This is a genomic window from Halorientalis marina, from assembly GCF_023028345.1.
GTDB lineage: Archaea > Halobacteriota > Halobacteria > Halobacteriales > Haloarculaceae > Halorientalis > Halorientalis marina.
In genome coordinates this window covers 305,170-318,481 of the sequence record NZ_CP095487.1, presented here as the reverse complement: position 1 = coordinate 318,481, position 13,312 = coordinate 305,170, and the positions used below count along the sequence as shown (strand labels likewise).

Annotated in this window: 12 protein-coding genes and 1 pseudogene; 9 read left to right on the top strand and 4 right to left on the bottom strand. The window is 69.1% G+C overall.

The genetic code is table 11. From position 1 onward, the window contains the following. Positions 1 to 84: 84 nt before the first annotated feature. The gene (locus tag MUG96_RS01715) at positions 85 to 2,283 is read left to right on the top strand and encodes a heterodisulfide reductase-related iron-sulfur binding cluster (RefSeq protein ID WP_246985943.1); all 2,199 of its coding nucleotides are present in this window, start codon (positions 85 to 87) and stop codon (positions 2,281 to 2,283) included. Positions 2,284 to 2,538: 255 nt separating this feature from the next. Here MUG96_RS01715 and MUG96_RS01710 read toward each other — a convergent pair whose 3' ends face one another. Further along, positions 2,539 to 3,087, bottom strand: coding sequence for a DedA family protein (locus tag MUG96_RS01710; protein WP_246988737.1), 549 nt, complete (start codon positions 3,085 to 3,087; stop codon positions 2,539 to 2,541). Positions 3,088 to 3,324: 237 nt separating this feature from the next. On the opposite strand from MUG96_RS01710, the gene hemB reads away from it, so the two are divergent. The 8 genes from hemB (at position 3,325) to lrp (ending at position 10,203) form a co-directional block, all read left to right on the top strand. Continuing rightward, a complete protein-coding gene (gene hemB / locus MUG96_RS01705) occupies positions 3,325 to 4,305 on the top strand; it encodes a porphobilinogen synthase (protein WP_246985941.1) in 981 nt (326 codons plus the stop codon). Positions 4,306 to 4,439: 134 nt separating this feature from the next. Next, positions 4,440 to 5,153 carry a DUF4129 domain-containing protein gene (locus MUG96_RS01700; protein ID WP_246985939.1) on the top strand — a complete coding sequence of 238 codons (714 nt, stop codon included), beginning with the start codon at positions 4,440 to 4,442 and terminating at the stop codon, positions 5,151 to 5,153. Next, positions 5,150 to 5,689 (top strand): DUF7269 family protein, encoded by a 540-nt coding sequence (locus MUG96_RS01695; protein ID WP_246985937.1) that lies wholly within the window; start codon positions 5,150 to 5,152, stop codon positions 5,687 to 5,689. Before MUG96_RS01700 ends, MUG96_RS01695 begins: the two co-directional genes overlap by 4 nt. After that, positions 5,686 to 6,996: a DUF58 domain-containing protein gene (locus MUG96_RS01690; protein ID WP_246985936.1), complete on the top strand. Its 1,311-nt coding sequence runs from the start codon at positions 5,686 to 5,688 to the stop codon at positions 6,994 to 6,996. Before MUG96_RS01695 ends, MUG96_RS01690 begins: the two co-directional genes overlap by 4 nt. Then, entirely contained in the window at positions 6,993 to 7,487 is a 495-nt protein-coding gene (locus MUG96_RS01685; protein WP_246985934.1) for a DUF7519 family protein, read from the top strand. Before MUG96_RS01690 ends, MUG96_RS01685 begins: the two co-directional genes overlap by 4 nt. A 447-nt stretch (positions 7,488 to 7,934) precedes the next feature. Then, positions 7,935 to 9,335, top strand: coding sequence for an ammonium transporter (locus MUG96_RS01680; protein ID WP_246985932.1), 1,401 nt, complete (start codon positions 7,935 to 7,937; stop codon positions 9,333 to 9,335). After that, entirely contained in the window at positions 9,332 to 9,697 is a 366-nt protein-coding gene (gene glnK1, locus MUG96_RS01675; RefSeq protein WP_308220113.1) for a nitrogen regulatory protein GlnK1, read from the top strand. Before MUG96_RS01680 ends, glnK1 begins: the two co-directional genes overlap by 4 nt. Before the next feature lie 26 nt (positions 9,698 to 9,723). Then, positions 9,724 to 10,203: an HTH-type transcriptional regulator Lrp gene (lrp, locus tag MUG96_RS01670; RefSeq protein WP_246985930.1), complete on the top strand. Its 480-nt coding sequence runs from the start codon at positions 9,724 to 9,726 to the stop codon at positions 10,201 to 10,203. 30 nt (positions 10,204 to 10,233) lie between these two features. Here the strand turns inward: lrp and MUG96_RS01665 are convergent. The 3 genes and pseudogenes from MUG96_RS01665 to mobA form a co-directional block, all read right to left on the bottom strand. Beyond that, positions 10,234 to 10,395: pseudogene (locus MUG96_RS01665) on the bottom strand (DUF1508 domain-containing protein); the annotation flags it as partial. Positions 10,396 to 10,585: 190 nt separating this feature from the next. Then, the gene (locus MUG96_RS01660; protein ID WP_246985928.1) at positions 10,586 to 12,403 is read right to left on the bottom strand and encodes a nitrite/sulfite reductase; all 1,818 of its coding nucleotides are present in this window, start codon (positions 12,401 to 12,403) and stop codon (positions 10,586 to 10,588) included. Between the two features lie 225 nt (positions 12,404 to 12,628). After that, the gene (mobA, locus tag MUG96_RS01655; protein ID WP_246985927.1) at positions 12,629 to 13,270 is read right to left on the bottom strand and encodes a molybdenum cofactor guanylyltransferase; all 642 of its coding nucleotides are present in this window, start codon (positions 13,268 to 13,270) and stop codon (positions 12,629 to 12,631) included. Positions 13,271 to 13,312: the final 42 nt, after the last annotated feature.

Sequence of the window (13,312 nt, the reverse complement as noted above, 5' to 3'; positions counted from 1 at the left end):
ACCGAGAAACTCCGCGTCGGTTGTGATCGGAGTGCTTTCGGCTGGTTGGCAAGGCTTAAGCGCGTGGATTCGCCGTGTAAGAATATGACATTCCCGTTGCAGGCGGGCGAGGCGACGACGCGCCCGACGATGTGGAAGATCAGCGCCACGGGCGAGGTGGTGTTTTACTACCTCGCGGTGGTGACGGTCGCGGTCTTCGCCTACGGCGTCTACAGTCGGTTCAACCGCTACACGCAGGGCAGTGAGGACTGGTTCGACCGCCTCGACAACCTCGGCGGCCGCATCGTCGACGCGTTCCGGATCGTCGGCTCCAACGAGAAACAGTTCAATCGCGACCTGATCGGCGGCCTGATGCACTCCTTTATCATGTGGGGCTTTCTGACGCTTCTGATCGGGACCACCATCCTCGCCATCGATCTCGACATCTTCCGGAAGTTCACCTGGCTGGTGCTGGGCAACAAGCAGTCCTTCTTCATCGGTGACTTCTATCTCTCCTACTCGCTGGTGATGGACTTCATGGGGCTGCTGTTCGTCGTCGGCATCTCCGTCGCCATGTACCGGCGCTACGTCGTCCGGAAAGAGCGCCTCCGGGGTCCCAACAGCAGTCCCGAGGACGACCTCTTCATCTGGTCGCTCTTTCTCCTCGGCGTCGGTGGCTTCGTCCAGGAGGGACTGCGCATCCTCGGGCAGGGCTTCCCGGACTTCGAGACGGTGAGTTTCGTCGGCTGGTTCGTCGCCGATTCGCTGCTCGCGGTCGGGGTCACCCCCGAGACCGCACAGGCCGCCTACCCGATCATGTGGTGGTCCCACGCCCTCATCGCGTTCGTGTTCATCGCCGCCATCCCGTACGCCAAACCCTTCCACATGATCTCCTCGTTCGCCAACGTCGTCGTCCGCGACGAGAAAGCCGGCAAGCGGCTCCCGTCCATCCCGGCCGACATGGACGCCGCGACCGGCGCCGAGTCCATCGACGACTTCTCCTGGAAGGACATCCTCGACCAGGACGCCTGCACGAAGTGCGGTCGCTGTACCTCGGTCTGTCCGGCCAACGCCTCCGGCCGCAATCTCTCGCCGCGCGACGTCATCCTCGACCTGAAGAACTACCGCGAGCAGCTGGAAGCGGGCGGCGAGGAGAAAGACATCGTCGCCGACGGCGGCGACGCCGTCATCCAGGCCGAGACGATGGAGTCCTGCATGGCCTGTATGGCCTGCATGGACGCCTGTCCCGTCGAGATCGAGCATCTCAAGACGTTCACCCGGCTCAACCGCCAGCTCACCGACGAGGGCGAGATTCAGCCGAGCCTGCAGGACGTGTTCCAGAACGTCATGCAGAAGGGCAACACCTTCGGCAACAGCCAGCGGAACCGTGGCGACTGGGCCGACGACCTCGAGTTCGACGTGGCAGACGCCCGCGAGGAGGACGTCGAGTTCCTCTGGTACGTCGGCGACTACCCGTCCTACGACGACCGCAACAAGAAGGTCGCCCGCTCGCTCGCCAAACTGTTCGAGGAGGCCGGCGTGAAATACGGCATCCTCTTCGACGACGAACTCTACGACGGCAACGACATCCGCCGGCTCGGCGAGGAACTCCTCTTCATCGAGCAGGCCGCGACGATGGTCGAGACCTTCCAGGACTGCGAGTTCGAGAAGATCGTCTGTACCGACCCCCACTCCATGAACACCTTCCAGAACGAGTACCCCGAACTCGACTTCGAGGAGTGGGCCGACGACCCGATGATGGACTTCGACATCGACGACAACCAGTGGGACCCCGACGCCGACGTCTACCACTGGTCACAGGCCGTCGAGGAACTCGTCGAGGACGGCCGTCTCGGCCTGACGGGGACGGAACTCGATTACACCGTCACCTACCACGACCCCTGTCACCTCGGCCGGTACAACGACGAGTACGAGGCCCCGCGTGACCTCATCCGTGCGACGGGCTGTGACCTCCACGAGATGCCGCGCAACCGCGACAACTCCTACTGTTGCGGTGGCGGCGGCGGTGGCCTCTGGCTCGAACACGACGAAGAGGAGAAAGCCAGCGAGGAGCGCATCCGCGAGGCACTGAACGACACCGAGGCCGGCGGAGCCATCGAGAAGTTCGTCGTCGCCTGTCCGATGTGCATGACGATGTACGAGGACGGCCGCAAGACCGGCGGCTACGAGGACGACATCGAGATCGTCGACGTGGCCGAACTCCTCATCGAGGCCATCGAGGAGGGCGGCATCAGCGCCGGCGCCACGACCGACGCCGACGCGGAAGCGCCCGCTGACGACTAACGGCACCCACCTTTTTCCGCCTCGGGTGCGCCTCCGGCGCACCACTCGGCGCAAAAACGTGGTTCCCGTGAGTGACCGGAGGGAACGAACGGGTGCTCGGAAGACGAACGTAGTGAGTCTTCCGGTGGCGAAAAAGCCGAACGCGAGCCGCCGGCTCGCGTTCGGTGCGACGTACCAGTGCCACCGCTCCGTGTCCGCGACCGCACAGCGACCGCCCAGTACCGGGGCCAGTTCTGAGCGTTCGGCGGCGTGGAGCTACAACAGCCCCGAAACGTACGGTTCGAGGAAGAGCCAGCCGACGGCCAGCCACGTCTCGAAGACGACCGTGCCGAGCGCCGAGAGGGCGACGAACTGCCGGTCGGACATGTCCGCGAGGCCGGCGGGGACGGTCAGCATCCCGCGGGTGAGAAGCAAGGCGTTGCTGACGGGGATGGCGACTTTCCCCCAGCGGCCGAACCAGCGGTCGAAGCGGTCGAGGTCGTCCGGACCGACCCGGAACCAGGGCTTGGTGAGGAGGTACTCGCGGCCGCCGCGGTTAGCCAGCGCGAACAGGCCGTACTGGCCGACCGTCGCGCCGACGGTAGCGACGCCGACGACGGTCGCGTAGCCGACGAACCCGGGGTCGGTCGGCAGGAGGAGTCCGATGGCGACCGGCACGAGGAGTTCGCTGGGGGCGAAATAGAGCAACATCCCGCCTTCGAGCACGAAGACGAACAGGAGAGCGTAGAAGCCGTAGCTGTCGATCAGCTCGCGCAGGAGCGCCTCGTCGCCGACCAGAAAGAGCGTGATTCCGACGATGCCCATGACGGCGGCGCCGGCGGCGAGCACGAGGAGGCCGTAGTCCTCGAGAAAGCGGCGGAGCCGGCCCGCCGAGAGATGGACGCTCGCGAGGACGGGAACGACGGAGACCGCAAAAAGGAGGGCGAGCGCGGAGCCGAAGTCGGGGACTACCATCGACAGTCACGTGCCGCCGAATCGATATATGCGTTCTGATGGGGCGGGAACGACACGGCTTTTTGCGGCCACCTCGAACTCGCGAGCATGAACCTCACGCATCGCCCGCGCAGGCTCCGTCGTGACGGCGTCCGCTCGCTGGTCAGCGAGGCGTCGCTCGATGCCAGCGACCTCATCGCGCCGGTGTTCGTCGACGCCACGACCGACGAGCGCCAGCCGATCCCGTCGATGCCCGGCCACGAACGGGTCCCCGTCGAGGAGGCTGTCGACCGCGTCGCGGCGGTGCGCGAAACCGGCGTCGAGGCCGTCATGGTCTTTGGCATCCCCGAAGCGAAAGACGAGATCGGCTCCCGTGCCTGGGCCGACGACGGCGTCGTTCAGCGCGCCGTCCGGGCGATCACCGACGAGACCGACGCCTACGTCATCACCGACGTCTGTCTCTGCGAGTACACGGACCACGGCCACTGCGGCGTGGTCGAGGAGGGCGTGCCCGGCGACCCGACGCTGACTGTCAAAAACGACGAGACGCTCGACCTGCTCCGGGAGACGGCGGTCTCCCACGCCGAGGCGGGCGCGGACATGGTCGCGCCCTCCTCGATGACCGACGGCATGGTCGGGGCCATCCGCGACGGGCTCGACGGGAACGGCTTCGCCGAGGTACCGATCATGAGCTACGCGGCCAAGTACGAGAGTGCCTTCTACGGCCCGTTCCGCGACGCCGCAGACGGCGCGCCGGCCTTCGGCGACCGGCGACACTACCAGATGGACCCCGCGAACGCCCGCGAGGCCATGCGCGAGGTCGCCCTCGACGTCGAGCAGGGCGCGGACGTGTTGCTGGTCAAGCCCGCACTCCCCTACCTCGATATCGTCAGTGGCGTCCGCGAGGAGTTCGACCACCCCGTCGCCGCCTACAACGTCTCCGGGGAGTACGCCATGCTCCACGCCGCCGCCGAGAAGGGGTGGCTGGACCTGGAGGCGGTCGCCCACGAATCGCTGCTCTCGATCAAGCGCGCCGGCGCCGACCTGATTCTCACCTACTTCGCCGAGGACGTGGCCGAACGGCTGTGAGCGGCCCGGCGCCCCGTCCCCGCGGCCGGAAGCGTCACGTGGCCACCGCAGCCGGCACGGCCGCGGTTTCGCCCGGTTTCCGAGTCGGAAAACGAGCGTCCCTTTTCAATAGTTAGGCAGTCGATGGGTCGCCCGTGCAACGGCGTGCCCTCCTGACCGCCCTGACGGCGTGCTGTGCAGCGGCGGCCTTCGCCGTCGGTGCCGTCGCGTTCGAGGGGGCGGTCGCCGACGCCGGCCCGTCGGTCGAGGGCGGAGACGGACCGACGCGGAACGGCTCCGGCGTCCCGAACGGGTCGGCGTCGGGCGGGTCCCGCGGCGGCGGCCAGCCGGGAGCGGGGGGCTGTCTCGTCTGCGGGCTGAGCGCCCGGGCGCTCGCCGACGGCCTGCTCCCGGCGCTCAGTCCGCTTCTCCTGGTCGGCCTCGCGGCGGTCGTCGTGACCGGGGCCGCTCTCCTCGGCCTCCGGCCAGGGGGCGGTCCCGCCGACAGCCCGGCGGCCGGTGGCACGGACACGAGAAACAGGGGTGCCGCCAGCGGCGAAGTCCCGGGACCGCCCGACGCACCGGCGACCAACGACGTGTATCGGGCGTGGGCGACGCTGACCGACCGCGTCGACGTGGCCCGCCACGAGACGGCGACGCCGGGTGAGTACGCCCGCGCGGCCGTCGAGCGGGGGCTGGACCGGGACGTCGTCGAACGGTTGCGGGCGATGTTTACGGCGGTCCGCTACGGCGATGCGCCCGTGACCGACGAGCGCGAGCGGGCAGCACGGGCGGCTGCCGACCGGCTCGACGGTGGGACGAGCGACGAGGGCGAATCGACCACGAACGCCGAGGAGGACGAAGCGTGATCCGGCGGCTCCTGTTCGGTATCGGGTTCGCGAGCGCCGGCACCGGCCTCCTCCTGCTTTTGACGCCGGTCGGCGCGCCCGTCTCGGTCCCGGTCCTGCCGGCGCTGGGTCTCGTCGCGCTCGCCGTGCTCGCGGTCGGGGGGGTGGTGGCGCTCGGGCGGTCGGCCGAGGGAGCCCGGACCTACGACCTCCCGGACCCCGCCGCCGGCGTCCGGGCGCCCGGGGACGCGTTCGACGAGCGACTGGCGACGGTCTCGGTCCGGGACGCGACCGACCGGGCCGAGATCCGCGACCGACTCCGGACCGTGGCGGCAGCAGTGCTGGTCGACACGACGGGCTGTGACCGGGCGACGGCACGCGACCGACTCGCCGAAGGGACGTGGACCGACGACCCGATGGCGCGGGCCTTTTTCACCGAATCGCCGCCGTCGTTCCGGGCGCGCGTGCGAACGGTCCTGACCGGGGAACCGACGTTCGTCCGGCGGGCGCGCCGAGTCGTCGCGGTCATCGCGGACGGAACGGAGGGCGAGGGATGAGCGACGACACGGCGGGGCCGGCAGCCGAAGCGGACGGCGAGAGCCGGCACACGAGGCGCTGGCGCGGACTCGGTGGGGCGACGCTGGCCGCCGGCGCGGTGGGGTTGTTCGCCCGCCGGCCTGGACTCCTGCTCGCGAGCGCGGTCGGCATCGCCCTGTTCGCCTACGCACGGACGGTCGACGCGCCGCCAGCGACGCTGCGGCTCTCGCGGGACGTGACCGATCCGGACCCCGCGACCGGTGATCGGGTGACGGTCACCGTCCGGATCGAGAACACCGGCCGACACCCCATCCCCGGCCTGCGGGTCGCCGACGGCGTGCCGCCGGGCTGGACCGTGGCCGACGGGGCTGCGACCCACGCGACGGCGCTGTGGCCCGGGTCGGCGACGACCTTCGAGTACGCCGTCACGGTGGGCGCGGGACAGGGGGAGTTCGACCCGGCGACGGTGCTCCTGCGCGACCCGGCCGGCGTCGTGGAGCGCCGGACGACGGTCGAGGCGGTGGACGACGGGGGGTCGACGCCGCCGGCGACGGCCGCGGACGCGCCGTCGCTGCCGGCGCCGGTCACGCGGCTGGGCGGACGTGAGGCGGTCGACGCGAGCGGCGAGGGGAGCGCGTTCCGGGCGACCCGGGAGTACCGCCACGGCGACCCCATCTCGCGGATCGACTGGCGACGCCGCGCCCGCACCGGCGAGCTCGCGACCGTCGAGTTCCAGGCCGAGCGCCGGTTGACGGTCGTGCTGGTCGTCGACGCCCGCCCGGCGGCGCGACTTGCGCCCGACCCCGCCGCGCCGACGGCGGTCCAGCGGAGCGCCGAGGCGGCGGAGCGGCTCTACGCATCGCTGACCGGCGCCGACCACCGCGTCGGCATCGCGACGCTCGGGCCGACGCGCGCGTGGCTCGCGCCGGGCCGCGGCGACGCCCATCGTCGGCGGGCACACGACCGACTCTCGGCGTCTGTCACGGCGGCGCGGAGCGATGGCGGGGCCGACGAGGGCGGCGGGGAGGGAGCCGACCACGGCGGGTGGCTCCGCCAACGGCTGCCGGAGCGGGCGACGGTCGTCCTGCTCACGCCGGCCTGTGACGAAGGGGTCGCCGGGCTGGCACGGCGGCTCGACGTCGGCGGCCACCCGACGGCGGTCGTGAGCCCGGACCCGACGACCGGTGGCACGGCGGGCCGGCGGCTCGCCCGGATCGAGCGCCGCCACCGACTCCGGGGCCTCCGAGCCGCTGGCCTCCCGGTGCTTGACTGGGCGCCCGAAACCGACGTGACGACCGCGATGGCCGAAGCGGGGTGGCTGTCGTGACCCGACTCGGTCGCCCGGGCGTGCTCTCCGGCGGGACCGCACTGGTCGCCGCGCTGGTCGGCGTCGTCCTCGCGGGGGTCGACCCGCTCTCGACGCTGGCCGGCCTCGGCGGGACGGGCCTGCTGGCGGTCGGGCTGGTGCGGCGAACGCGACCGGCGGTGACCCTCGGTGCGACGGGGCTCGGCGGGGCGGTGGTCCTTGGCGGCGTCGCCGGGGCCGGCGGGGCGGCGGTCGTGGGCGCGACGGCGGCGGTCGTCCTCGCCTGGACGGTCGGGCAGACGAGCGTCGAACTCGCCGACCACGGCCCCACCGCCCGGACGGCACGGTTCGAGTTGACCCACCTCGGGGGGACGAGCCTCCTGCTCGGGGCTGCGGCCGGTATCGTGCTGGCACCTCGCCTCCTCCGTGTCGACCCCTCCCCGCTCGGCGTGACGCTCGTCCTCGTCGGCGGCGTCTGCCTCACGGGCGCACTCCTCGCCAGCGAGCGATAGAAGTGTGCCAACTGTTCAGACCGTCTTCCGAGAGAGTACGGCGGTTCGGCTATTCGACCGCCGTATTTTAGATGCCTGTCCTAATTGCGAGTGATTCGTACAGAACACGTACCGAATCGAGATAGAATCGTGCAAACAGTGCGTTACTGCGCGCGCACCGGGACAGACCCGCAAAACGGCCCGAACGGTGGTTGACGAACGTCAAGAATTTCCGCTGACAAACGTCCGGAGAGTGGACGAAATACAACCTTATATCCATAATAGTCTACGGTAATCCGTACGTTCGTCTACCCCATGCTTGAAAACTTCCGGAATTTCAAGCCAACCCTTATGTAGTGGGATTCCATGACGTTCTCTCGTGAAATACAAAACGCGCATAGCGGTGGGCGGTGCAGAGTTAGACAATTACGAAGTAGTTTCGGGGATCACTGAACGGGAGGTGTCGGCATGAGCGCGCTGACGGTCCCGTTACAGACGGATCCGGCGACTATCGTCGACGGTGTCAACACGATGTGGGTGTTGACGGTCACGTTCCTGATCTTCTTCATGCACGCGGGCTTCGCGATGCTGGAGGCGGGGCAGGTACGTGCCAAGAACGTCGCCAACCAGCTCACGAAGAACATGCTCACCTGGTCGATCGGGGTCATCATGTTCTTCCTCGTCGGGGCGGCGATCTCCTCGATCGTCGCCGCCGTCACGAGTGGCGGCGCGGCGAACATCGGCAGCGCCTTCATGGCAAACCTCTCGCCCGAGAGCGCCGACGCGTGGGTCGGCTGGCTGTTCGGTGCGGTGTTCGCCATGACGGCGGCGACCATCGTCTCCGGGGCCGTCGCCGGCCGCGCGAAACTCCGTGCGTACGTCGGCTACACGATCATGCTGGCCGGGTTCATCTACCCCGTCGTCACGGGCCTGACCTGGGGCGGTGGCTTCCTGGCCTCCGTGCTGGGCGTCGGCTTCAACGACTTCGCGGGCGGGATGATCGTCCACGGCATGGGCGGTGTGGCCGGCCTGACGGCCGCCTACATCCTCGGCCCGCGCATGGACCGGTACAACAGTGACGGAAGCGTGAACGTCATCCCCGGTCACTCGATGACCTTCGCCGTGCTCGGGACGCTGATCCTCTCCTTTGGCTGGTACGGGTTCAACGTCGGCACGGCCGCGACCGTGTTCTCGGTGACCGAGGACGGTGCGCTCGCACTGGGCGCGTTCACGACGAGTACGACGGCGGCCGGTGCCGTTGGCCGCGTGGCGATGACGACGACGCTGGCGATGGGCGCGGGCGCCATCGGTGCGGCAGGCGTCTCGCTGCTCAAGAGCAACAAGGTCGACACGCTGTACGTCGCCAACGGGATGCTCGCCGGCCTCGTCGGCATCACGAGCATCACGCACCTCTCGACGTGGTGGGGCGCGCTGCTGGTCGGCCTGCTGGCCGGCGGACAGCTCCCCATCGTCTTCAGCTTCGTCGAGGAGCGCCTGAAGATCGACGACGTGTGTGCGGTCTACCCCGTCCACGGGAGCGCCGGTGCGATGGGCGCCGTCCTGCTCCCCTTCGTCTCGATCAACGGCTTCTCCGTGAACGTCCTCTTTGCACAGATCGTCGGCGTGACGGTCATCGGCGCGTGGACGATCCTCGCGACCGCCGCGGTGTTCGGGGCGTTCAAAGCAGTCGGGCAGGCCCGCGTCTCCGAGAGCCACGAGCGCGAAGGCCTCGACCTCTCCGAACACGGCGTCGAGACCTACCCCGAGTTCAGCCGTGGTGACGAGGCAGCCGTGACCGACGGCGGCCCGAGTCACGGGACCCGTACCGACGGTGGCAACGTGCCGAACCCCGGAGGTGACGACGAATGAGCGACCAACCCAACGAGGGCGGCATCAAGCTGATTCAGGCGTTCATCCGCCCGGGCAAGCTCACCGACGTGAAGAAGGGGCTCGCCGAGATCGGCGCGCCCTCGCTGACGGTGACGAACGTCCGCGGCCGGGGCAGCCAGCCAACCAAGAAGGGCCAGTGGCGCGGGGAGGAGTACGTCGTCGACCTCCACGAGAAGGTCAAAGTCGAGTGCGTGGTCGCGGACGTGCCGGCCGACGACGTGGTCGGTGCCATCGAGGAGGCCGCCCACACGGGCGAACCGGGCGACGGCAAAATCTTCGTCATCGACGTCGATGACGCCGTCCAGATTCGCACGGGCAAGGAAGGCCCCGAAGCGGTCTGACTCGCCCCCGCCCAGCCGCCCCCACAATGGATATCGACGATACAGATCGACGGATCGTGAACGCGTTGCTGGGCAACGGCCGCGCGAGCGCCCGTGACATCGCCGCCGAGACCGGCGTCGCCGCGACGACCGTCTCGAAACGGCTCGCGACCCTCGAAGAGGACGACGTCATCGAGGGGTACATCCCGACGGTCGACTACGACGCGCTCGGGTACGACGTGACCGCCGTGTTCCACCTCAGCGTCGAGGGAACCGGCCTCGGGCCCGTCGTCGACCGCCTTCGGGACCACGAGCACATGATCGGCGTCTACGAGGTCACCGGCGATCACGACATCGTCGCCATCGGCAAGTTCACGACGACCGAGGAGATGAACAGGAAGATCAAGGACCTCCTCACCGACGCCGACGTGCGGGCCGCGAACACGAGCGTCGTCCTGGACACCGTCCGGGAGTACGGCCAGTTCCCCGTCGGCGTCGAGGACGAGGACGACGAGGACGCGGAGTAGCCGCCGACTTTTTTCGGGCCAGTTGTCCGATCAGTCCCCGCTCTCCGGTCCCCAGTCCCGACCCGCCGTGACGATCTCCGCGCCGGGCGCGTTCGCCAGCGCGCTCCGGAGCGCCTTCACCGCGTCGTGTTTTTGAGTGTCGCCCTCGCCACCGGTCGCGATCGCGTTCCCGTCGCGGTGACGGCGCCGGCAGCGCCACCGGCCCGGTCGCGGGAGCGGCCGAACCGGGCCAGCGAGATACCCGACCGCGGAGAGCGCGGGCGGTGGCGACGCCGGTCAGGAGGAGTCGAAGACGAGTTCGGGCGCCACGTCGGCGGCGGCCTGTGGCGGCGTGGCGTCACTGCCGCGTGTCTCGGCCTCGGCGGCCGACCGATCGGTCGATTCAGTCATCGGCCGAGAGGGGGGTCCCGTCGGGTGCAGTGGGTGCGGGACTCTCCCCCTCGTCGAAAGGGTACCAGGACTGTTTGGCGTCGGTGAGGTACTCGTCGGTGTAGTCGGTCTCCTCGGGTTCGGCCAGCGTGATGAGGTTCTCCTGGCCGGTCGCATCGACCCACTCGCGGAAGGACTGTCCCTCCTCGCGGAGCGCGGCGAAGGCGTGCATCAGGTTCCGGATCGCACCGGGGGCCTCGTCCGCGGGGACCCGCTGGTGGAGCCAGTCGACGAAGGAGGGCTCCTCGCCGATACCGCCGCCGACGCCGATGTCCAGCGCCTCGACCATCTCGCCGTCCTTCCGGGCGCGCATCCCCTGGAGGCCGATGTCGGCGGTCATCGCCTGCCCACAGTCTGCCGTACAGCCCGAGTAGTGGATGTGGATGTTCTCCACGTCGTCGGGCAGGTCGACGTTGTCACGGAGCCAGCGCAGCATCCGCGCCATCCGGGCTTTCGTCTCGGTCAGCGCCAGCGAGCAGAACTCCGTCCCCGTACAGGCGATGGCACCGCGCTGGAAGGGGTTCGGTTCCGGCTCGTGTGTCTCCAGCAGGTCCGCGGCGAGCAGGGCGTCGAGGTTCTCGTCGGGCACGTCCATGACGAGGGGGTTCTGCCGGCGGGTCAAGCGGACTTCGCCGGAGCCGTACTCCGCCGCGAGGTCGGCGAGTTCGACTGCCTCGTCGGCGGTCAGCCGGCCGACCGGGACGCTCAACCCGACGTAGTTGCGCCCGTCTTTCTGCTCGTGAACGCCGACGTGGTCGGCCTCGCCCTCGCTCGGTGGCTTCCCCGCGTTGTAGGAGTACTCGCCGCGGAAGTCCGTCCCGGCGTGTTTCAGCTCGAAGTCCGTCCGCTCGTCGAGGGCCTCGCGGATGTCCTCGGTCCCCCACTCGTCGACGAAGAAGCGCGCGCGGTTCTGCTGTCGGTTCTCGCGGTTGCCCTCCTCGTGGTAGAGTTCGACGAACGACCGCACGAGGTCGTAGGCGTTCCCCGGCGTGACGAAGATGTCGAGCGGCCGGGCCTCGCGCGGTTCGCGGCCGCCGAGTCCGCCGCCGACGCGGACGTTGAACCCCGTGAGTTCCTCGCCGTTACCAGGACTCATCGAGTCCTGGTCGCTCGACGAGCTTTGCTCGTCGGTGTCGATGAACCGGTGTGCGGGTTCGAGGCCGATATCGTTGATGGAGTCCTGCGCACAGCCCTCGCGACAGCCCGTGACGCTGATGTTGAACTTCCGGGGCATGTTCGCCAGGGCGTCGTCACCGCGGAGGTCCGCCTGCAGTTTCTCGAGCAGGGGCCGGGTCTCGACGTACTCGCCCGCGTCCTTCCCGGCGACCGGACAGCCGGAGATGTTGCGCATCGTGTCCCCGCCCGCCGAGCGGGAGGTGACGCCGACCGATTCCAGCTTGTCCCAGATTTCGGGGATATCCTCCAGTTTCAGCCAGTGGAGCTGGATGGACTGCCGGGTCGTCAGGTCGATGAAGCCGTTGCCGAACTCGGGGTTGGCGGCGGGACCGGTCGCGTACTCGCGGGCGACCTCGCCGATGGCCCGCAGCTGGCCCGGTTCGAGGATGCCCCCGCAGTTGGTCAGCCGCAGCATGAAGTAGCTCTCCTGGCCCGACCGCTGGTGGAACACGCCCCAGAACTTGAACCGGGTGAACCACTCGGCGCGTTCCGCCTCCGGGATCGAGTCCCAGCCGCGCTCCGCGAACTCGATGATCTTCTCGCGTACTTCGTCGCCGTACAACTCCGATTTGATACCTTCTTTCTCGTGTGGCATGGTTATCGATGTCCGTCACGTTCTGGCCGCGAATCCGAAACGTACGACCAGCCTTTCACGTGAGACTAGTCGATAGCCATCTGCATAACGCCACTCATTAAAATAATCGTAACTTTCTCCGAAGTACCGGACGTTCGCTCACTCCTGGAGAACAGGTAGCCAACAGGAGGGCGGTTTTCCCCATACGGTGAACGGTCGTCTCGACGCGAAGACGGAGGGTCACGGTCAGAGCGGGGTGTTGGCGGCGTCACCATCGGCGCGGTCGGTGTCGACATCGGCGAGGTCGGCGAGTGTGTTGACGTTCGCGAGCGCCCGCGCCGACGCGAGTTCGGTGACGGTCGGTTCGTCGACGGTGACGACGGTGAGGTCGTCGAGGATCGCCCCGAGTCGCGTGTCGCCGCGGTCGAGGACGCGCGTGCACGCGGTGCGTGCGGCGCGCACGTCGTAGACGGCGGCCAGCGGCTGGGGTCGGCCCTCGGCGAGCGGGACGACGGCGGCCGCGCCGGTCGCGCGTGCACGGCCGAACAGATGCTCGAAGAGCGACTGCTCGACGAACGGCAGGTCACAGGCGAGCGCGACGGCACGGCGGCCGGCGGCGACCCGCAGGCCGGTCCGGAGGCCGGCGACCGGCCCCTGGTCGGGGACGGGATCGACGGCGAACCGTGGTTCGTGGCCGTCCAGGGCCGCAGCGAAGGCCTCGCGTTGCTCCCGGCGGCAGTTCACGACGAGTTCGTCGACCGTCGACGCGACCCGGTCGGCGACGTGGCGGAGCATCGGTGTCCCGTCGACGGGTGCCAGGGCCTTCTCGCAGTCGCCGAAGCGGATCGAGCGCCCGCCCGCGACGAGGACGGCGGATACGCCGGCCATCGTCAGTCGTCACTGACCGGCGGCGTCCGCCACGTCGTCCGG